The following is a 19,528-nucleotide window of genomic DNA, read 5'->3' on the forward strand; positions in this document are numbered from 1 at the left end:
ATTAAATTTTTGAATACCCTTTAGTGAAATACTACTTTAAGGGGTAGCGTCACATCGCCATCAACCTAATGAAAGCGAACTACAACCTAAAAAGTCGATTCTTGCTAAGGAATCGACTTTTTAATTTCACTTATTAAGCTAAACTCCATAGTTAGTCCATCAAAGATTTTCTCTTACATCCACTCTCTTCCGTGTTCGCGAATGAACCGAAGTTCCTCTTGATAATGCTCATAATGTCCTTCGTCAATCATTTTTTGAAAAGCCATATCGCCTTCTTTGGCTTTCCTTTGCATGGTTTTACATAATGCTTCTACTCGTAGCAATACCATATCTAAAAATCCTTTTTCTATACCCTCTATACCATAGGAATCAAAAAACAATCTAACCCTTTGTTTGATTCGCTCAGCATCCTTTGATGAATCGTAATAAATGGCTTCGCCTGCTTCCGTATGATACAACCTACTTAAAGGAACGCACGTGTAAAGCGTATAGGCGATATCCCAAAGTCTTGGACCAGGACCAGCCAAATCAAAGTCAATCACACCTACTGGTTTTTCATGGTTAAAAATAATGTTATAGATGGCAAAATCGTTATGGCATATCACCTCGAATGGCTGCGGAGTGTTATCAATGGGTTGCCAATGTTCTTCCATTGGAAAGTCACTCACCGCATCATGATACAGACGGACCATGGTTGCGATCTCTTTTAAAGCCTCATCCGACCACATATATTTTTTTAACGGGTAGTTTCCAGCTTCTCCTTCAATAAATGACAAGATCTCTCTGCCTTTTTCATCAATACCTAGAAACTTTGGCGTATAACGGAAATCTTTTTTCTCCAAATGTTTTAATAATTTATGAATTTTAACACTATCAGGCTTTAAGTCCCGGCGTACGGTATCTCCTGAACGATATACGTTTGAGACATTCCCTCCTGTTAGCATTTCTTCGTTTTCGTACTGATTCTTCATTAAAACTCCCCCTATTTAGGGACGCTATAATTGTGTCAATAGAGATGTATTTTTGCCCATAAATAAAAACAGATATACAAAGGTATCTGTTTGGCAATGGGAATGTAATTGTCCACACCATGAGTCCCTTGAATGATTTTTAGATAGACAAATAAACGCATCCTTAAGAATTAAGGACCGCAGCTGTCTCTATCCAATTACATAATCATTACAAGTTAATCCACATAGGTAGTATAGATTCCCCTTTCTTTACATCTCTACATTATATAGTACCAAAGATCATGAACTAAATAAAGGAAATTCCTCGTAGTTTTTTAATTATTCTTTCAATAAAATACTCGAAAAGGATGACGTTTTTTTATTGATTTCTTGCTTTCTGAAGAATTACACCTATTCTCACGAGAATTACAACGGTTTCTATCTCCAGTAGTGCTACACGACATTGAAACAAGTTGGCTTTGTGCAGCGATCTAGTAAGTACCAAGCCAACGAACTTATTGCCCTTTGTGTATGAAGTATGTTGTATAATGAGTTATTTTTATCTTGTACTGGCCCCGCCTACGCCACATACAATGACAGCCACGCGTGCTATCCAACCTAATTTCATTATAAATGAAAGCGATTACAAATAAAAGTATTTTATTTAAATATTCTGTCTATTAATTTTATTATATCTAACCTTTCTATTAGGAATAACAACAAACATGATGAGCACACTACGCAAGACACCGTGAGGCACCACACCAAATTGTCTATTTTAAACAGGGGAACCCCACTGTGCAGGAGCAGTAAGATTTTTCTCCTTTAGGCTGTATATAACATTTAGTTTTTGTCAACATAATTAAAATTCTAGGAATAAAATAATTGCTAGGGAGGATATTTTACATGCGAAAGAATGGCTAAACGAAAAAGGATTGCCATTCGCACTTCTTTTGGCTTTGATGAACATCGCCAGCCACTTGTATTACCTAACAATCTTCAAGCGCATGCTGCAATCTATTTTGATGCTCCAGATGGTAACTCAATTGAACTAATAACTCCAATTCGACTAGATACAGAAGAAGATTTTGAAGTGATGACATTTGAAGAGTGGTTGAAACGTCAGTAAAAGGTAATACCCTAATCTTTCTCTGCTAAGGAGAAAAATCAGGGTATTATATTCAAGAAAATGTATTACCGTATAACATCTGCATTTTGTCGGCAGGATCCCCTAATAATATAAGCCTTATCCCAAAATTGAGCCTCATTATGGAAGAAGTAAAAATTACTATTAATTATTTCATAATGGTTTAGCGTGTAACATGCAATATATTAATTTTTATTCAAGCGATAGATTAGTTGCACAACACCAGAGGAGAACATTCTTGTATCAACCATTTTTAAATTAAGTCGCTGATTTATGTCGATAAACATTGGTTTTCCTTCTCCCAAAATAAGAGGATGAACGGATAATCTGAATTCATCAACAAGCTCTAAATTAATAAAAGTTGTTATAAGATTTGCTCCGCCATATAGCCAAATGTCTTTACCAGGCTTATTCTTTAATTTATTTACTTCTTCTAAAATATTATCATTTATAAATACTGCTTTATTTTCTGTCCCTTTTAGCGTTTTGGAAAATACATACTTTTCTTTACTATGAATGATATTCCACATTTCCTTGTCACTATCAGATTCCCTTGTTTTCGGAGTATATTCCCCCCACTCCACGTAACTTTTTCTACCATATAAAATAGTATCAATTTGGTTTAAGAAATTAATAAAATCCATCTCAGAATCCATGATACACCAATCAACTTCCCCATTCTTCCCCTCAATAAATCCATCTAAAGTTACTGCTAAATCTAAAATTATCTTTCTTGGTGCTGTGTTTTGGGACATAATTTTTCCTCTCTTTTATCTAATGAATATACGATATGTGTAGTAATGTAACCAAATATTACAGTAATTATTAACAGACACAAAATAGGAGAAAAAGTAATAGTAAATATTATCATCATAAAATTAGACTTTTATGTCCATTAATTATTGTATAAGTAATTTTTATTCCTACACAGACACCTAGTATAATACTTAATTACGACATATATTGTCATGATTAAGTATCTTTTACATAATTAATGTAATCACTAAATATGAAATACTGTCATAGCAGTGATTTAAAATTAGCTAGTAATAATAGACAATTGCTTCAAGACAAAACATCCTGGATGGAGTATAGAAACGATGATGATAGAAAAAAGCTTCTTAGGGAAAGAAAAAAATAGATTGCTGTATTCTTTCGTTATTTCAACTAAATTACGAAAAATAGCGCTGTACAGTAACCACTTACTTACAGTTAATAAAATAATAGAGGGCTGATAATTTTTCACCTGCTTTAAACCAAGCAAATGCCTTGCGGATACGTGTTGCAGGCAGATTAAGTCCTAGCTTAGCTAACAGCTCTTTGGACCAGGTTCCGGCAGAAAGAACCAAACGCTTACCTTTATAAATAGTATGATTACTATTCATGCGGAAAAAGTTATCCCCATTTCCCTTTAGCAACCTTCTCAACCTGTCCTCCTACATACACATCAATTCCATCACTTGTTTGCGAAGCGTTTAAATGAAGAAGTGATGGTCTACCGATCTCGTAACCCTGTTCGACTTTTACTGATATTGAATGTTTATTAAAATAATTATGATGAACAAGATAAGAAGCTAAACAGCCGTTAGAACTTCCCGTAGCGGCATCTTCAGGAATTCCATAGTAATCAGCAAAATCTCGCGCATTAATATCATGCATAGAGTCATAGGTTTCCTTTGAGAATACGAACAGCGTCTTCCCTTCTGTTGTTTGAATAAGCTGATTATATTTTAACAGGTTGACCTTTGCTTTTCTCACTGCTTCTAACGAAACGAGTGGAACGATAATGGCAGGAAGTCCTGTTGATATGTCCTGAACTGGAAAGCGATGATCAATTTCTTCGACTGCTAAGCCGAGTACATCTGCAGCGACCTTCGAATCTAATACCTTCCCAAAAGTAGGTTGGTTTTGCTTCATCCAGAATAGCTTTCCTTTTGCGTTATATGTAACAGGAATGGTTCCCGCTTTAAAGTGAAGCAAGATATCTTTTTCTTCACCATTTAAATAATCTTGCTGAATAACAAATGCCGTACCTAACGTTGGATGGCCTGCAAAAGGAACTTCTTCATTAGGTGTGAAAATACGGACAGGATACCCTTTTTCAGTGGGCTCATTTGATAGAATAAACGTTGTTTCAGAGAAATTAATTTCCTTGGCAATTTTTTGCATCTCTTCTGTTGATAAATGTCCTGCCTCTTTAAAAACAGCCAGCTGGTTTCCCGTATACTTTCCTTGCGAAAATACGTCTACAATTGAAAATTTCATTATTCTACCTCCCATCTACTTGCTGAGAATAATGATAAGTCATACGGTGTTTTACCTGTAGTCACAAGGTCACTTATTACTTCACCAACAGCGCTGCTGAATTTAAATCCGTGCCCTGAAAACCCTGCTGCGAACACAACGTTTTTATACAATGGGTGCGTATCAATAATAAAGTTTTCATCTGGTGTCATCGTGTACATACACGTTTTGCCGAACTTCAGCTTTCCTACTTGCGGCATATAGCTACGAAGTAAGTTTTCCAGTTCTGCACGATCTCCATCGTTAAAAGGCGCCATCTCTTCATTTGGATTTTGGGCTTGCTGAATGCCATCATGACGGCCTAGTTTCATACCAGCTCCATCAATGCTTGGAAACCCATAGTACATCCCACCTTTTGTATCAAATGAAAAAGCAGGGAATTCCCTTTCTCCGTAAAACTTTTCATCTGCTTCAAACCACGCAAAGGTCTTGCGGATAGGTGTTGCAGGAAGATTGAGTCCTAGCTTAGCTAACAGCTCTTTGGACCAGGCTCCGGCAGAAAGAACCAAACGTTTACCTTCATATACGTTGTCACCTGTATGCACCTTTACGCTATCTTCTGCTACTTTGATATCTTTCACAGGATGATTCGTTAACAGCTCAGCTCCGTATTTTAACGCAAACTCTTTGTAAGTGCGAATAGCATCTTCACATTTTAAAACGCCTGAGGTTGGTTCAAAACAGCCAATGAACGAATCCGGAACAGTGATTCCAGGAAATCTCGTATGTATTTCAACTGCGTTTAACACTTCAAGTGGTAGGTTATACGTTTTTGCACTTGCAATGACTGTTTGAATAAACGATGAGGTCTCTTCTCCTACGCTCAGTACTCCCGTTTTTAAAAAGAACGATTGTCCGCTTTCTTTTTCTAGCTCTTCCCACAGCTCTTTTGCTCGGAGTGCAAGCGGTACGTACTCTTCTCCTTCTCCGTATGCATAGCGAATAATGCGCGTCTCGCCGTGATGGCTTCCGCTCGTATGGGGTGGATCAAAGGCATCAATAAGTAAAACTCTTTGCCCTTTTTTTGCTAAAAAATAACCGGCTGCCATTCCCATCGAGCCGGCTCCAACTACAATTACGTCGTATTTCATAATAGCCTCCAATTTACTTAGTGAATATTTTTACTATTTTAACATATTTGAAGGTTATTACGTATAATAAAACTGCTTGCCATGAAACAAGGCAAGCAGCGAAAAGTTACGCACTTAATTTTGAACAGAGGGTATCTTTGAAAATACAAACCTATCCAACAAATATACCGCAATGATTGAAATTCCAACAAGTGGCATGACGATCCCGAGTCCAAGCATGATAAAGAAAACAACTCTTGTCACTTTGGAGTCCTTTGATTTAGGTGGTGCTCCGGAACTTTCTTGAGGTTTTCGCTTACGCCACATAACATACGAACTAACAATTAAACCAATTAATCCAAGACACGTAATGAGGCCAAGAATTTGATTTGCTACGCCAAATAGCCTTCCTTCATGAAGCGCAACTCCCATTGTAATTCCTTTTCCCATAATACCGTAATCATCAAAGCGAACATCGCTTAAAATAGCACCTGAATATTGATCAACGTGAAGAGTTGCATTATCGCCGGGCTTAGTATGAGATGTTGAAATGGTATAAACACCTTTTTCACCTTGAGGCATTGAAATTGTATATGGCTTTTGAATTTTTTCAGCTTGTGCTATATCAGTCACTTTCTCAAGAGAAAGCGGCACGTAGCCAGTAACAGATGAATTGGGAACTGGAATGTTTTCTGCAGCCCACGGTATATCCTCTGCTACGTCTTTTGTTTTAACAATTGATTCAGGCTTTTCACCAAAGCTATGTGCAAATGGTGGGTAGCCCGTGTTTGAATACGTAGCAAGTCGATTAATTTGCTCTCCCATCACTCCTGACCAAGGAAGTCCTGTTAGAATTAAAATTAACATAAATAAGGATAGCCAAAATGCAGGAACAGCGTGCATATCTCGCCAAAATATTCTTCCTTTTCGGTTAAACCTTGGCAAAACTGTTCCCCATATCGACGCTTTATTTCGTGGCCACCATATGTACAGACCCGTAATTAATAGAATAACAGCCCAGCAGGCAGCTAGCTCTACAAGTCGATTGGCAAGCGTTCCGCCAATGAGCAATTCACTATGAATCTTTTTGAAAATAGTCGTGAATTTCTCGTCATCTGAGAGAGTTCCAGCTACTTCTCCAGTGTACGGATTTATAAATGCTGAAGACATCTCTCCATTTGTCATAATCCCAATCTCAGCTGTACGAAGTGGATCATCATAATATTTTATTGAAGTAATAGCTGCTTCTGGATACGCTTTTTGGACCTCATCTATCTGTTTTGTTGAAGATAGTATATCTCCTTTTTCTTCTACGTAATACAGGTCGTGATAAAGAACTGACTCAATTTGTGGCTTAAATAAATACACCGCACCGCTAAACGCTAATATGATTAAAAATGGTGCAAAAATAAGTCCTGCATAAAAATGCCACCTCCACACTGTTTGATAAATAGCGGCTGAGGTTTTCTTTTTGTGTACCTCTCTTTGTCTTTTTGGTTTTGGTGTTAATTTAACTGCTTCCACCCAATGCTCCCCCTAGTATCAGATCTATACAAATTAAGTAATGAACGCAATAAGTTAACGCTTACAATATTGATATCATTACTTATTCACCTTTAGTTATACTAAATAAATGTGTGGAAAAAATGAAACCTAAAAAAATTGTTGCTTTATTTCGAAAATATACGAAAAACGAATTGACAGACGTTATAGAGATTTATAAAATAAAAGAGAACATACATATCGGGGCGTTAGTTCAGCGGGAGAATACTTCGCTGGCAGCGAAGGGGTCAGGGGTTCGAATCCCCTACGCTCCATAAGAAAAGAGAGGTCTTTCTATAGAAAGACCTCTCTTTTCTTATCATTTTTTTCTTAATTGAAATAGATTAGATTGATGAATTGAAAGCAAAATAAGCACTCAGACTCGAATTTAGTCTAGTTCTCTCACTTCAAAAGGAAGCAATTCTCTTTCAAGCTGAGCTCGATGAGTTTCATACTGCTTAGGCAGCATCAATTTTTCTCCCATTGTTTCGTGTGACTCATCATGTGCAAAGCCTGGTGGATCTGTTGCAATTTCAAATAGAATTTCGCCATGTTCTTTAAAGTAAATAGCATTAAAATAGTTTCGATCTCGAACAGCTGTGACTCCATATCCATTACTAGCTACGTGTTTTTGCCACTCTAACTGGTCCTCATCGTTTTCAGCACGCCATGCAATATGGTGAACGGTTCCAACGCCCATTTGTCCACGACCGATTGGCGTTAGCTTTAAATCAATGATATTTCCGATATCAGCAGATGATTGAAAACGAATGAAATCTCCTTCCTCACCTACTTTTTCAAGACCCATAACATCTTCTAATAACTTGGCAGTTTCTTCAGGACGAGCAGATAATAATGTTGCTCCCCCAAAGCCTTTAATCGCTACTTCAGGTGTAACCTCACCGAATTGCCACGTGTTTTTTTCACCAGCTTCTCTTTCAACAATTTCTAAATGTAAACCATGAGGATCGTCAAATTCTAAATATTGTTCTCCGAATCGTTCCATCTTTGTTATCGGAATATTAAATTTTGATAATCTCTGCTCCCAAAATTCCATGGCGCCCTTTGGCACTACGTATGAAGTTACACCTACTTGACCATCACCTATTACTCCTTGGCGTGCTCCTGCCCACGGGAAAAAGGTAATAATGGTTCCTGGCTTTCCAGCTTCATCACCAAAGTAAAGATGATACGTACCTGGATCATCAAAATTGACTGTTTGTTTGACTAAGCGTAAACCTAGTACACCAGCATAAAAATCAACATTTTCCTGTGGATGACCTACAATCGCTGTAATATGATGGATTCCTGTAGTTATTTTTGTCATTCTTCATCTCTCCCTTACCATATTTTAATAATTATTTTAATTGTCCTTCATAAAGCAATGGAATATTCAATCTAACCAAAATTACCTAGGTACGCTATATAAAAGATATCCCTTTAACAAACTCAAATGATTAAACTGATAATATCTCGAATTCAAGATATTATCCAAAAATTCATATGTTTAACTTCTAGAGTAACAAAGTATACGTATCTAACTACTTTTAATAAATTATTCTTTACTTGACCATGTTTCCTTTTAGAAAATAAGGGCGTCGATTGCGTAGTATCCTGGACCGATTATAGCAATACTAATAGCAACAACTAATAATGTAAGGTTATATTCATAACCATTTTGTGTTGACCAGTAGCCGTTTGGACCATGTACCTTAATAATAGCTATTAACATTGTTCCCGCAATCATAAGAGCCGCAAGAGGTGTAAGAAAGCCTACAGCAAATAAAGCACCACCTACAAGTTCTGATAACCCAGCTATTAAGGCCATTCTAACACCCGGTTTCATTCCAATGGACTCAAACCACCCTCCTGTTCCTTTTAATCCATGACCACCAAACCATCCGAATAATTTCTGAGCTCCATGGGCCATAAATGACAATCCAATTACTAAACGAATTAATAATAAACCAATACTAATCATTTTTAATTCCTCCTATTTTTTTATAATTTTTATTAACTTTGATGATTATAGTTAGCAATACTGTATTTCCCCAAAACCCTAATGAGAGATTTCTTCTTTATCACTAAAAGCTATAAATAAATCTTCAATAACTTTTTGATTTTAAATTTAGAAGCTTTCTGAAGGGTTAAAAACGGTTTCTGCTAAACTTTTATTCAATATCATCACTTTCTACTTCTAATTTTAATTAAATTTATCTTTAATTAAAATATCTTTAATTCGAGATAATTATAAAACGAACGTCATTTCATTGTCAATATAAATTTTTATTTATGATGAGAATACCTTAATAAAGCTATGATTCACCGCTTTTTATTGCTTATATTTCCTTCTATGCTCCCTGTATAGTGCCAGAAAACGGACGTCACGAAATTCTTGAAGTATGTAGAATAGCTTTCCTTAATTAAAGGTGATATTGATCGTAAGTTATAGATAGACATCTAAAACTATTTCGTTTAAATGCCGCTGCTCATAAAGCTAAAGAAATAAACGTTTATTTTTTTATGTAATTAATACTATATATTAATCGTTTGTTGAGTAATTGATAATTTTTAACAACAAATCATCTGTTTAAGTAACCTTTGCGCTGGCAGCGTAGGGGTCAGAAATCCAACCTTCATACAATCCACCACAAAAAAAGAGAAGCCTTCTATAAAAAAGACTTCTCCTTTTTGTTTTTTAGCATTATTTTTATACTGCTTATTAGTACCCATCGTTTTACTCAGCTACTAAAGAAACTACCACTCTTCCGTTTTCTTTTATAGTGGTGGTGACCATAACTGTCGTGACGATTACGACTTCTTCTATAGTCGTCACTACTACTGTAGCTCTTAAAAGATTTTGACTTTCTTCTCTTATAATCACTGCTGCTGTAATGCTTATTATTCGTTAATGAATTAAACAGCTTCTTAAACATAAATAGTCACTCCTCATACTCACTTTTAATTGATAAAAATAAAAAAACGCTTTTATCTCTTTAGTAGATAAAAGCGTTTGATTTATAAAGACACACCTTACCTAACTAAAAACGTAGGCAAAGGTCTTGCTAACAATTAAGATTGCCAACAAAGCCGGAAACTCATTGTTTCGTAATGACGACTGTGTTGTACAGCTACTCCCCTTTGGAGTATTAAGTTTCTTCAATAGTAACGTAGAACATTTGTGCAAGTCAATTAATAACTAATAAGTTTATTGTTCTCTAAATGTTAGTTTAACAGGAGGATATTTTGTATTTGGAATGCTGAATGTGCTTTTTTGTTGGAGTAAATGAAATTTCTATTTCTTCAATTCCTAAGAGCCTAGTGAAGAGTTTCGTTCTGGTGGTATACTAAGTGAGTTTTTGCACCGGAACCATAAAACCAATTAAATTGTTTTGTCTTATCTTTTTTCTCAAAATTATTAACCTACTGCTTAATAAGAACATTGGAAATTATGACATCTTTGTTAACAAGAAGGTATTCTCCTTCCTTACCTCGAAGTAAGCTATTTGTAGAAAAAAATGGTAAAGGAGAAAAAACCTTATGCAAAAAATAAAGTCGTCTCTTACAGATCACCTGCGTAATTGTACAAAAGAAATGATGAAAAAGCTAAATGTACCAGGAGCAGCAGTCGCAATCGTAAAAGATGGAGAGATTGTTCTTTCTGAAGGATTTGGATACCGTGACGTTGAACACAAAAAACCCGTTACACCGAGCACGCTGTTTGCAATTGGCTCATCTACAAAAGCTTTTGGTACCCTTTCTCTAAGTTTACTTGCTCAACAACGAAAGTTTGACTGGGATGAACCTATTCAAACGTATCTTCCGACATTTTCACTTCATGACCCTCTTGTAAGCTCACAAACTACAGCTCGTGATTTAGCTTCCCATCGTTCTGGGGTAAGTCGTCATGAGTTATTATGGTATCAATCTTCATTCACGCGAAAAGAAATTATGGAGAAAATTAAGCACTTAGAGCTTGATGCACCATTTCGCACATCTTTTCTATATAATAATTTAATGTATGTAACTATGAGCTATATGGTAGAAAAAATCACGAACCAAACATGGGAGCAGTATGTAAGTGAGCATATTTTGCAGCCTCTTCATATGGAAAATACAAATTTCTCAGTTACTGCTTCACAAGAAAATGATAACCACGCACTTCCATACATTGAAAAAGATAAAGATACCGTTAAAATTCCGTTGCGTAACATTGATACAGTTGGTGCTGCGGGATGCATAAACTCAACGATAGAAGATATGGCTAAGTGGATTTTATTTCATTTAAATCAAGGGAAAGCTGGGGATCATGAACTTATTACATCAAATTTACTGCAGCAAATGTATGAACCGCATATTCCAATTCCTGATGATCCGCTTCTATCTACATCAGAAACAACGCTAACTTGCTACGGACTTGGGTGGTTTATTAGTGCATATCGCGGTTACAAAGTCATTCATCACGGTGGGAACATTGATGGATTTTCAGCGCTCGTCTCTTTTATACCAGAAGAAAATATCGGCCTTGTTATTCTGACAAACGCTGGAACGACTCTACTCCCAACTTACCTTGCAAATCAAATTTATGATGAGATTCTGGAGCTAGATGCAATCGACTGGCATAAAAGATCTGCAGAAGATACAGCTAAATTTAAAGAAATAATGAAAGAGTTAGATAAACCTTTTCCACAAGTAAAAGAAACAAGTCCTACACATGAATTAAAAGAGTATACAGGAATATTTGAGCACCCTGCATATGGGGAAATTGAAGTTGATATACAAAATGACCTGTTACATTTAAAATGGGGATCCCTTCATACGGAAATGAAACATCATCATTACAATATGTTCACCGTAAAGTGGGATATTTCCTATTCAGAAATGAATTTATTAATTGCATATGAAATGGAAACCGAAGGAAAGCTATCGCAGTTAAAATTAAACTTATCACCAATGCTAAGTGCAAAACCGATTGTATTTACTAAACTCGAAGATAGAGATACAACGTCATAAAATTAAGTGATGATGTACTAGAAAAACAGGAGTTTAACTTTATGCTTAGAGATGAACCACATGCTGAGGGTGACTCAGGTTGGTCTATATTGAGTGGATATAAAAGAAATGATGAAGGCCGTTTTTACAAAATCGATGACACTATTTAAACAATTGAAAAGGAGCGATTTACGCTCCTTTTTTGCTGTCGTTATTGTCTAGGTTAAGCCTTATATAACCCGCTTTTATTTCTGTTTTATTAACTCTTCTTCAAAGAAAAAAGTACTTGGATATTTATCCACGATATAAGAGTATCTTTTCATGTTTTTCACATACTGCCCTTTTAAAATTGTCACGGATTCATTTGATGCTTTTATGCTTACGGTTTCTCCATCCTTAAACATTTTCTCAGCCATAACCGTTCCCCTTTCTTCGATTGAAATCATAAAGTTGTTGATTTGAATTCATAAGTAAAAAAGACTCCGAGGTGGAGTCTTTTTTACTTAATTTAATTAATTAAGCTACTTTGTGAACGTTAGCAGCTTGTGCACCACGTGGACCTTGTTCGATGTCAAACGTTACTTTTTGACCTTCGTCTAAAGATTTGAAGCCTTCGCCTTGAATTGAGCTGAAATGTACGAATACATCTTCGCCGCCTTCAACTTCGATAAAGCCGAAACCTTTTTCTGCATTAAACCATTTTACTGTACCTTGTTCCATAGTATTGCCTCCTGCTGTGGAATACTCCACATATGTATTACTACCCTTGTCCAACCATACTATCTTAAGATTGAAATTTCGATAGAACAGATTTCTTTTCTCTTGATTCTATACCGAACAAAAATAATTAACTTAATCGTACCATATAAAGCTCACGATAGCAAATATACGAATGGAAAATAAGTTTTATTTAGGATAAGTCTTACATTCTAAGTGGTATTAAAATGGCTATTCTTAACTCTCTCAAGGTTAACTTTTAATTGTACTTTCACTTTCTTTTCATAAACCGTTGATATGATGATATTTTTTAGGAATTCTTCTTAATTTGTTTTTGAAAAAAGAGAGGTTATTTAATTGAATTACGAACTTTTTAAGTCCATTCACGGAATGGCAGGACGTCTTGATTTATTAGACAAGTTTATGATTTTTTGGACAAACAATGCTATCTACATGTTTGGCCTTGCACTTTTACTTTTTTGGGTATTTAGAGATGATTATTATAAAAAGAGTGCTTTTTATGCAGGGTTCACTGGTATTATTGCTTTGTTTGTCAACTACCTAATTACCTTCATTTATTATGAGCCACGTCCTTTTGTCTCTCATGATGTTAACACTTTAATCCCACATGCTGCAGACGCATCGTTTCCAAGTGATCATACAACGGGAGCTTTTGCCATCGCAATGTTCATATGGATGCGTCATCGTAAAGTGGGACTAGTTATGCTGTTCATGGCCTTATTAACAGGCTTTTCACGTATTTGGGTAGGACATCATTATCCTGGGGACGTATTAGGAAGTATAGTAGTGGCTACCTTTGTTGCTATTCTAGTCAATAAGATAACTAAGTGGTTAAATCCACTTGCAGAATTACTTATTTCAATTTATTCTTTTCTCATCCGAAAGAAAAAGAATCCAGATACAGCTAATTATTAACTAAGTTTTCTTTAGCTTAAAAACTCCTATTCATCAATAGGAGTTTTTTTTGTTTAATGTCGGTAAAGCTCACAAGTTATATTGGTCCCTCACTTAAAATAAAAATTCCCTTTTTTTCTCTTTCCTTGTAAAATTAATACAAGAACAAATATTCGCCTATAAAAAGGAGTGAATTCATGAGGTTTTTACTTGAATATAAAAATTTTAAGACAAAGCAAACGAGTAATCCTACACTAGAAATGCTTGAGGTATTTCTAAACCAACATTTAATCGGGACGTTTCATGGCGATGCGTTTGAATGCATCTACATTCACTTTGTTTCAAAAATACCAAGTACTAAAAAAACGTTAAAATTACGCTTACTCTATGGAAGCATGGCAGAGATGGAAATCGTGCAGGAGTTTAAAAATGATCAAAAACTGAACCTGGAGGATTTTACCGCTAGTCTATTAGCGATAGAAAAAACCATTCATAAAGCTGAAGAAATAAACGTTAAAAAAGAATGTTACTATGACAAAGAAAGGCTATTATCTCAGTACGAACAGCTAAAGATACATGCTCCTTCTTCTCAGGAAGAGTTAAGCGAGTATAAAGCCAACTTAGAGTTCACCAAAAAGTGTAATTATGCCAAGCGTATCGACTGTATAATGGAACAAGACAAACTTACCAAAAGACCGCTCGATAAGTTAATTGAGGGTTTTACAGTGAATGATCCCTATGATTTATTTAATAATCTCAGCTATCGCTATTCTGAACTCTTCTCTAATTTACTGCGTTCTGCTGGAGTATACTTACCTTCATACAGCCACATACATATCCATATCGCAGGAAGCTTATTAGAAGCTAAGCAGGAACTTGCTTTGGAGCCTTGGTACAAGATGACTTACGGAAGCATTGACTTAGATCGCTTTAATAAAGCCACAGATACGAAGCAGGAAAAAATGCTACTCCAAAGCATTTCAGAAGGTTTATTACTGCTTGCAGAAATTGATCATTTAGATAGAGATAAAATAAAAAGCGTCATCTCCCAAGTCGAAAAAAACGGCTTAAACCAAGAACTTACTTATTTTCAAAGAGAGAATAAAAGATACAAAGCTGAAGTTGTTTACCATATACCAAAGGACCACGTAACCAAAACCGCATTTCATTTAAGAGTTACTGACTTACAAACGAACCAAGTCGCTGAAATCTTTATCGATAACTTACTTACATTCTACGCAGGAGCAAGCTTATACAAGATTGCGATCAAAAAAGATGAAATTGTGATATCAGGCCGATCAGGATACCGAGCCGAATTAATGAGGAAAAGTGACAAACTTCCAGATAAATATCACTTTTTCTTGGAAGAATTGTTTAGTCAGAAGGTTTAATTAGTGTGGATACATTAAAAAGGATCTTTAATTAAAAGATCCTTTTAGTGACGTATTTGATTCCTTAAAGCTTTGTTAGATATTAAAGATAAACGCCGATGCAACCAAGTAAGTTATTGAAAAAAGTATTCCTTTGTTAACAAATATCTCATCTAAGTTCTAAGCTCATATTTTGAAAAAACTCTTCTGAAAATATAAGAATAAAGAATAGCTAGTAATGCAAACCCGCCAAATGTTCCAAAATATAGCCCTGATAGAAATCCTATTGTTGAAGAAAAAACAATAATAACTAGAACTACTGTAGAAATTAACAATAATAAAAGATAGGAAAAATTAGAAAGCCCTATCAATAATGAATTTAATAGTGATTTTTTAATGGTATCTTCATATCTAGCCAAATAAGGAAAGATAAAAAGCAAGATACAAAGATAAACAAGCCCAAAAATGGTTAACATACTTATTAAGAATATCTTAGGTACTCCGCTTACATTTCCCAAAAGTATGATATTTGTAAGAAATAAAATTCCTACGGCTAACATAATGAACCAAACAATCGTACTTTGGGAAAAATTCTTTTTAAAAGATGTTATAAAACTCTTAACAATATTCTTTTCCTCACCTTTTACCATCTTTATTAAAATAGAGTATAAAGCAGTCATTGAAGCACCAATGGTTACAATTGGGATACAAAAGAATAAGAATAAGAAATTTAATATGACAATATCAACGGCTCTTGATAAAAATCTAAATAATGGGCCATCCAAATGAAATAGTTGACTCAACTTTTATATCCCCCTTCTTTCTAAAATACAGGTAACAAGAATAGAACAACAGTCAGCCCGACGTTATAAAGTAAGCCAACTGTTATTTTTCTTATCAATTACATTACATAAACCTTGACAATTTATTTAGCTTCTTTAAGACTTTTTTGATATCTGTCAAATGCTTTATTCTGAATTTTCATATATTCGTTAAGCCCCATCTTTTTTAATTTGGAAATATATGAATCCCACTCTTTTGTAGCTCCACCTTCAACAACCCATTTAGATTGCATAGAACTCACATATGAATCAATATCTGTGCTTAATGCACTTATGCGGTTCATCTCTTCTGCTGTATAAACAACATTTGGGTACTGTTCTTTTGCATACTTATTAATTTGTTTATCTAATTCAAGCTTCAATCCATCTCCGCCATTCGTTGGAAGTGTGACTTTTTCGTTAAATCCTTCTTTCACATATTTAGGACCAAAATCACGGAATGAATTAGTCCATGCAAATATATCAGCTGATTCACCTTCAGGAGCTTCTAAGACTTTATATGTGCCGTTCTCTTGTTTTTTAACTCCTGTACCGAAAGAGCCGTAGAAAGTTTGAATACTGGCGTCTTCTGTATAGAATTTATCTACCCATTTCAATAATTTAGCAGGATTCTCTGCTGCTGTTGTGACCATAAACTCGTTTCTAGAGTATACTGGTGCATCCGTCATTACATACCGTTCTCCATCTGGGCCTTCAAGTGCAGGTAATTGAACATACTCACTTGCATTTGGTCCAAAATTGGCATCGGGTGTCCAACCAGAAGACACTCCAACCAAGGAACCTTCTTCACTTTTTCGTTTTGCTTCAGCCATAGAACTATCTTGTGTAAATAACTCTTTATCGATTAGCCCTTCTTTATATGCTTGATGCATCCATTCAATTCCTTCTTTAAAAGCATCATCAGTTGGGATATAGATTGGCTTTCCATCTTTTACAGTCATAGTAGTTGAATAACTGCCTTTAGGTAAACCAAAGGGTAAGATATAACTCATAACATCACCCTGATAAGCAATTTCATCATTAGGGTCACCATTTCCATTTGCATCTTGCTCTTTAAATGCTTTTAAAACGTTATAGAATTCTTTATATGTTTGAGGCATTTTTAGCCCTACATTATCCAACCATTTTTGATTTATGTACAACGAATTCCCTGCAATTGGTCTCAATGGTAGTTTCTTTGGCAAACTATAAATATGTCCATCAGGAGATGTAATCATTGCACGTAAAGCAGGATCCTCATCAAATGCAGCTTTTAAATTAGGCATATTCTCTTCAATTAAACCTTCTAACGGGATAAACACGCCTGAATTCTTAGCTATATCTGAATCACTCAAAGAAATAGATCCCCAAAATGCATCAGGTAAATCTCCTCCAGCCATTAATATCGATTTTTTGTCTCCCCATTCATTATTAAGATAAATATCCCAATCAATTGAGATTCCAGCTTCTTTTTCAGTCTCTTCAACAAACCCTTTTAAAAAGTTATCACCCCAGTCCGACCAACGTACTGTTGCAATTTTATAGGAACCATCTTCTTTGGATTCCGAACTCGAGGAGTCTTTACTACAACCTACTATTAAACTAGCTGCTAGTGTGACATTTAATACCAATCCTAATTTTTTCTTAAGCACCTTTTTTCCCCCTATACCTATTCTTTAATTGAACCAACCATAACACCTTGATTAAAATATCTTTGTAAAAATGGATATAAGCACATAATTGGAAGAGTCGAAACGACAATTGCTGCATATTTCATCATCTCTGATAATCTCCTTAATTCCGATGCTAATTCTCCTGATGCAGTTCCGAGTAAAGACTCATTGGCTATCAAGATTCTTCGTAGTATCAGTTGAAGCGGTTGCAGGTTTTCATTTGAAATATATATCATAGCATCAAACCAAGAGTTCCATATCCCTACGGCTGTCCAAAGTCCGATGACGGCAAGAATTGCTTTTGACAAAGGTAATACCATCGTTAGGAAATATCTAATTGTGCCACAACCATCAATCTGAGCTGCTTCCCAAAGACTTTCAGGAATATTATTTTTAAAGAATGTTTTTACAATAATAATATTGAAAGCGGAAACAGAAAAAGGTAAAACTAAAACCCAAAATGTATCTAATAACCCTAAATTTTTCACTACTAAATAAGTTGGAATTAAACCACCACCAATGAACATTGGGATAATATAAAAGGCAGAAATCCATTTCCTCCCAAATAAATCTTGCCTTGATAAGACAAATCCAGCTGGTATGTTTACAACTAAGCCAATAAACGTTCCGACCAAAGTGTAGATAATTGTATTAAGGTATCCTCGCCAAATCATCTCTTGTTTTAGCAATTCGATATATCCATCTAATTTCCATTCTGTTGGCCAAAACCACACATTTCCGTTAGAAACATCAGCTGGATTACTAAATGAAGCAATAATAATAAACCAAAGAGGATATATAATCATCAACATCATCAGAATCGCTAATCCATATACAGATAAATCAAAAGCTTGATCTTTCCAACTCTTTTTCGTTTTAGATTTCTTTTGAAACTTATTTTTCATTAATATTTGCATAATCTTACCTCCCTTCTACAGCAAACTTGTTTTAGTTAGTTTCTTAGACAACCAATTTACCAATAGCAAGATAATTATATTGACTACTGTGTTAAATAATCCGATTGCTGTTGATAAGCTATATTGGAAATTTTGTAAACCTATTTTGTAAACATACGTTGATATAACTTCACTTCCAGTTAAATTTAACGGATTTTGCAGTAAGAGAACTTTTTCAAATCCTACATTTAATAGACTACCTGCTCTTAAAATTAATAAAATCATTGCAGTAGGTAGAAGTAATGGTAAATCAATATAAATAATTTTTTGCATTTTACTTGCGCCATCCATGATAGCAGCTTCGTAATAGGTTGGATTAATTGCTGATAGCGCCGCTAGATATATGATACTGTCCCAGCCAACATGTTGCCATACATCACTCCATACAAAGATACTGCTAAACAATGATGCATCTGATAAGATATTTGGCATGGTAATTCCTATTAATCCTAACAAATTCGAAATTAGTCCATTACTAGGTGATAAGAAAATCAAGATCATACCACACATAACCATCGTAGAAATAAAATGTGGTAAATAAGTAGTTACCTGAAACACCTTTTTAAACATACCCATACGTATTTGATTACAAAGTATTGCTAAAGCAATTGGCAATGGAAACCCCACCAAAATGCTGTATAAGCTGATATTTAACGTGTTTTTTATTGTGAGATCAAATTGGTATGAGTTAAAGAATTGAATAAAATGTTTAAAACCTACCCAAGGGCTCTCCCATATACCTAAAGCCGGGGAATAGTCTTTAAATGCAATGATTAACCCATACATAGGTAAGTACGTAAAACAAACTAATAATATCATTGAAGGAAGTAGCAAAACATATAATGGCCCACTTTTCTTTAACTGTTTCACTTTTTTAGAAGTTTTGCTTTCATTCAATATAACTGTCTTATTGATAATTTTTTGTGATACAATTTTATTTTCCAACTTTCTCCCTCCTTATTTGGTAATTTGATAGTATATTCAATTGTTATTTCCCCCTCTTTTGTTGGATAGCTTCATTATATGGTAGCGCATACAATGATAAATAGTAGAAAGACGTTAAGTCATTTA

Annotated in this window: 19 protein-coding genes, 1 tRNA gene and 2 pseudogenes; 7 read left to right on the plus strand and 15 right to left on the minus strand. The window is 35.0% G+C overall.

The genetic code is table 11. The features are described from left to right. Nucleotides 1-173: 173 nt before the first annotated feature. A complete protein-coding gene (locus NIZ91_10660; protein ID USY53231.1) occupies nucleotides 174-971 on the minus strand; it encodes a phosphotransferase in 798 nt (265 codons plus the stop codon). Between the two features lie 360 nt (nucleotides 972-1,331). Between NIZ91_10660 and NIZ91_10665 the strand changes: the two are divergent. Together NIZ91_10665 and NIZ91_10670 are read left to right on the plus strand one after the other, a co-directional pair. Then, a pseudogene (locus NIZ91_10665) lies at nucleotides 1,332-1,482 on the plus strand (IS4 family transposase). 384 nt (nucleotides 1,483-1,866) lie between these two features. Then, nucleotides 1,867-2,079: a hypothetical protein gene (locus NIZ91_10670; protein ID USY53232.1), complete on the plus strand. Its 213-nt coding sequence runs from the start codon at nucleotides 1,867-1,869 to the stop codon at nucleotides 2,077-2,079. A gap of 203 nt (nucleotides 2,080-2,282) precedes the next feature. Here the strand turns inward: NIZ91_10670 and NIZ91_10675 are convergent, their stop codons facing one another. The 5 genes from NIZ91_10675 to NIZ91_10695 form a co-directional block, all read right to left on the minus strand. Then, on the minus strand, nucleotides 2,283-2,852 hold the full coding sequence (locus tag NIZ91_10675; GenBank protein ID USY53233.1) for a dihydrofolate reductase family protein: 570 nt from the start codon (nucleotides 2,850-2,852) through the stop codon (nucleotides 2,283-2,285). A 447-nt stretch (nucleotides 2,853-3,299) separates the two neighbouring features. Beyond that, the gene (locus tag NIZ91_10680; protein ID USY53234.1) at nucleotides 3,300-3,482 is read right to left on the minus strand and encodes a hypothetical protein; all 183 of its coding nucleotides are present in this window, start codon (nucleotides 3,480-3,482) and stop codon (nucleotides 3,300-3,302) included. Nucleotides 3,483-3,492: 10 nt separating this feature from the next. Next, complete coding sequence (locus NIZ91_10685) at nucleotides 3,493-4,362, minus strand: PhzF family phenazine biosynthesis protein (GenBank protein ID USY53235.1); 870 nt, start codon at nucleotides 4,360-4,362, stop codon at nucleotides 3,493-3,495. Next, nucleotides 4,362-5,492 carry an N-methyl-L-tryptophan oxidase gene (gene solA, locus NIZ91_10690; protein USY53236.1) on the minus strand — a complete coding sequence of 377 codons (1,131 nt, stop codon included), beginning with the start codon at nucleotides 5,490-5,492 and terminating at the stop codon, nucleotides 4,362-4,364. The genes NIZ91_10685 and solA overlap by 1 nt, the downstream gene beginning before the upstream one ends. Before the next feature lie 114 nt (nucleotides 5,493-5,606). Further along, nucleotides 5,607-6,923 carry a PepSY domain-containing protein gene (locus NIZ91_10695; GenBank protein ID USY57145.1) on the minus strand — a complete coding sequence of 439 codons (1,317 nt, stop codon included), beginning with the start codon at nucleotides 6,921-6,923 and terminating at the stop codon, nucleotides 5,607-5,609. A 293-nt stretch (nucleotides 6,924-7,216) separates the two neighbouring features. Here NIZ91_10695 and NIZ91_10700 point away from each other — a divergent pair. Next, nucleotides 7,217-7,288, plus strand: a tRNA-Ala gene (locus NIZ91_10700). Between the two features lie 113 nt (nucleotides 7,289-7,401). Here NIZ91_10700 and NIZ91_10705 read toward each other — a convergent pair. The 3 genes from NIZ91_10705 to NIZ91_10715 form a co-directional block, all read right to left on the minus strand. Beyond that, entirely contained in the window at nucleotides 7,402-8,340 is a 939-nt protein-coding gene (locus NIZ91_10705; GenBank protein USY53237.1) for a ring-cleaving dioxygenase, read from the minus strand. 255 nt (nucleotides 8,341-8,595) lie between these two features. Beyond that, on the minus strand, nucleotides 8,596-8,994 hold the full coding sequence (locus NIZ91_10710; protein ID USY53238.1) for a DoxX family protein: 399 nt from the start codon (nucleotides 8,992-8,994) through the stop codon (nucleotides 8,596-8,598). 760 nt (nucleotides 8,995-9,754) lie between these two features. Further along, nucleotides 9,755-9,949, minus strand: a complete 195-nt coding sequence (locus NIZ91_10715) for a hypothetical protein (GenBank protein USY53239.1) — start codon at nucleotides 9,947-9,949, stop codon at nucleotides 9,755-9,757. A gap of 604 nt (nucleotides 9,950-10,553) precedes the next feature. On the opposite strand from NIZ91_10715, the gene NIZ91_10720 reads away from it, so the two are divergent. After that, nucleotides 10,554-12,026: a serine hydrolase gene (locus tag NIZ91_10720; GenBank protein ID USY53240.1), complete on the plus strand. Its 1,473-nt coding sequence runs from the start codon at nucleotides 10,554-10,556 to the stop codon at nucleotides 12,024-12,026. Continuing rightward, nucleotides 12,023-12,175, plus strand: a pseudogene (locus NIZ91_10725) (DUF2185 domain-containing protein). Before NIZ91_10720 ends, NIZ91_10725 begins: the two are co-directional and overlap by 4 nt. 75 nt (nucleotides 12,176-12,250) lie before the next feature. Here the strand turns inward: NIZ91_10725 and NIZ91_10730 are convergent. Together NIZ91_10730 and NIZ91_10735 are read right to left on the minus strand one after the other, a co-directional pair. Further along, a complete protein-coding gene (locus NIZ91_10730; GenBank protein USY53241.1) occupies nucleotides 12,251-12,421 on the minus strand; it encodes a hypothetical protein in 171 nt (56 codons plus the stop codon). A 100-nt stretch (nucleotides 12,422-12,521) separates the two neighbouring features. Continuing rightward, nucleotides 12,522-12,725 (minus strand): cold-shock protein, encoded by a 204-nt coding sequence (locus NIZ91_10735; GenBank protein USY53242.1) that lies wholly within the window; start codon nucleotides 12,723-12,725, stop codon nucleotides 12,522-12,524. Between the two features lie 354 nt (nucleotides 12,726-13,079). Here NIZ91_10735 and NIZ91_10740 point away from each other — a divergent pair, with 354 nt between their 5' ends. Continuing rightward, nucleotides 13,080-13,658 (plus strand): undecaprenyl-diphosphatase, encoded by a 579-nt coding sequence (locus tag NIZ91_10740; protein USY53243.1) that lies wholly within the window; start codon nucleotides 13,080-13,082, stop codon nucleotides 13,656-13,658. A gap of 176 nt (nucleotides 13,659-13,834) precedes the next feature. Beyond that, nucleotides 13,835-15,028 (plus strand): hypothetical protein, encoded by a 1,194-nt coding sequence (locus NIZ91_10745; protein USY53244.1) that lies wholly within the window; start codon nucleotides 13,835-13,837, stop codon nucleotides 15,026-15,028. Nucleotides 15,029-15,180: 152 nt separating this feature from the next. Here the strand turns inward: NIZ91_10745 and NIZ91_10750 are convergent, their stop codons facing one another. The 4 genes from NIZ91_10750 to NIZ91_10765 all read right to left on the minus strand — a co-directional run bounded on the left by NIZ91_10750 (nucleotide 15,181) and on the right by NIZ91_10765 (nucleotide 19,357). Continuing rightward, entirely contained in the window at nucleotides 15,181-15,810 is a 630-nt protein-coding gene (locus tag NIZ91_10750) for a DUF624 domain-containing protein (protein USY53245.1), read from the minus strand. 122 nt (nucleotides 15,811-15,932) lie between these two features. Continuing rightward, complete coding sequence (locus NIZ91_10755) at nucleotides 15,933-17,480, minus strand: extracellular solute-binding protein (protein USY53246.1); 1,548 nt, start codon at nucleotides 17,478-17,480, stop codon at nucleotides 15,933-15,935. A 17-nt stretch (nucleotides 17,481-17,497) separates the two neighbouring features. Further along, the gene (locus tag NIZ91_10760; GenBank protein ID USY53247.1) at nucleotides 17,498-18,418 is read right to left on the minus strand and encodes a carbohydrate ABC transporter permease; all 921 of its coding nucleotides are present in this window, start codon (nucleotides 18,416-18,418) and stop codon (nucleotides 17,498-17,500) included. Between the two features lie 15 nt (nucleotides 18,419-18,433). Continuing rightward, a complete protein-coding gene (locus NIZ91_10765; GenBank protein USY57146.1) occupies nucleotides 18,434-19,357 on the minus strand; it encodes an ABC transporter permease subunit in 924 nt (307 codons plus the stop codon). Between the last annotated feature and the right edge of the window lie 171 nt (nucleotides 19,358-19,528).

It is taken from the genome of Bacillus sp. 1780r2a1 (assembly GCA_024134725.1).
GTDB lineage: Bacteria > Bacillota > Bacilli > Bacillales > Bacillaceae_H > Priestia > Priestia aryabhattai_A.

Coding starts and splice junctions, on each gene's coding strand:
- NIZ91_10715 (USY53239.1), bottom strand. CDS start 9,949: ATGTTTAAGAAGCTGTTTAATTCATTAACGAATAATAAGCATTACAGC.
- NIZ91_10670 (USY53232.1), top strand. CDS start 1,867: ATGGCTAAACGAAAAAGGATTGCCATTCGCACTTCTTTTGGCTTTGAT.
- NIZ91_10705 (USY53237.1), bottom strand. CDS start 8,340: ATGACAAAAATAACTACAGGAATCCATCATATTACAGCGATTGTAGGT.
- NIZ91_10710 (USY53238.1), bottom strand. CDS start 8,994: ATGATTAGTATTGGTTTATTATTAATTCGTTTAGTAATTGGATTGTCA.
- NIZ91_10685 (USY53235.1), bottom strand. CDS start 4,362: ATGAAATTTTCAATTGTAGACGTATTTTCGCAAGGAAAGTATACGGGA.
- NIZ91_10675 (USY53233.1), bottom strand. CDS start 2,852: ATGTCCCAAAACACAGCACCAAGAAAGATAATTTTAGATTTAGCAGTA.
- NIZ91_10680 (USY53234.1), bottom strand. CDS start 3,482: ATGAATAGTAATCATACTATTTATAAAGGTAAGCGTTTGGTTCTTTCT.
- NIZ91_10720 (USY53240.1), top strand. CDS start 10,554: ATGCAAAAAATAAAGTCGTCTCTTACAGATCACCTGCGTAATTGTACA.
- NIZ91_10760 (USY53247.1), bottom strand. CDS start 18,418: ATGCAAATATTAATGAAAAATAAGTTTCAAAAGAAATCTAAAACGAAA.
- NIZ91_10735 (USY53242.1), bottom strand. CDS start 12,725: ATGGAACAAGGTACAGTAAAATGGTTTAATGCAGAAAAAGGTTTCGGC.
- solA (USY53236.1), bottom strand. CDS start 5,492: ATGAAATACGACGTAATTGTAGTTGGAGCCGGCTCGATGGGAATGGCA.
- NIZ91_10660 (USY53231.1), bottom strand. CDS start 971: ATGAAGAATCAGTACGAAAACGAAGAAATGCTAACAGGAGGGAATGTC.
- NIZ91_10730 (USY53241.1), bottom strand. CDS start 12,421: ATGGCTGAGAAAATGTTTAAGGATGGAGAAACCGTAAGCATAAAAGCA.
- NIZ91_10745 (USY53244.1), top strand. CDS start 13,835: ATGAGGTTTTTACTTGAATATAAAAATTTTAAGACAAAGCAAACGAGT.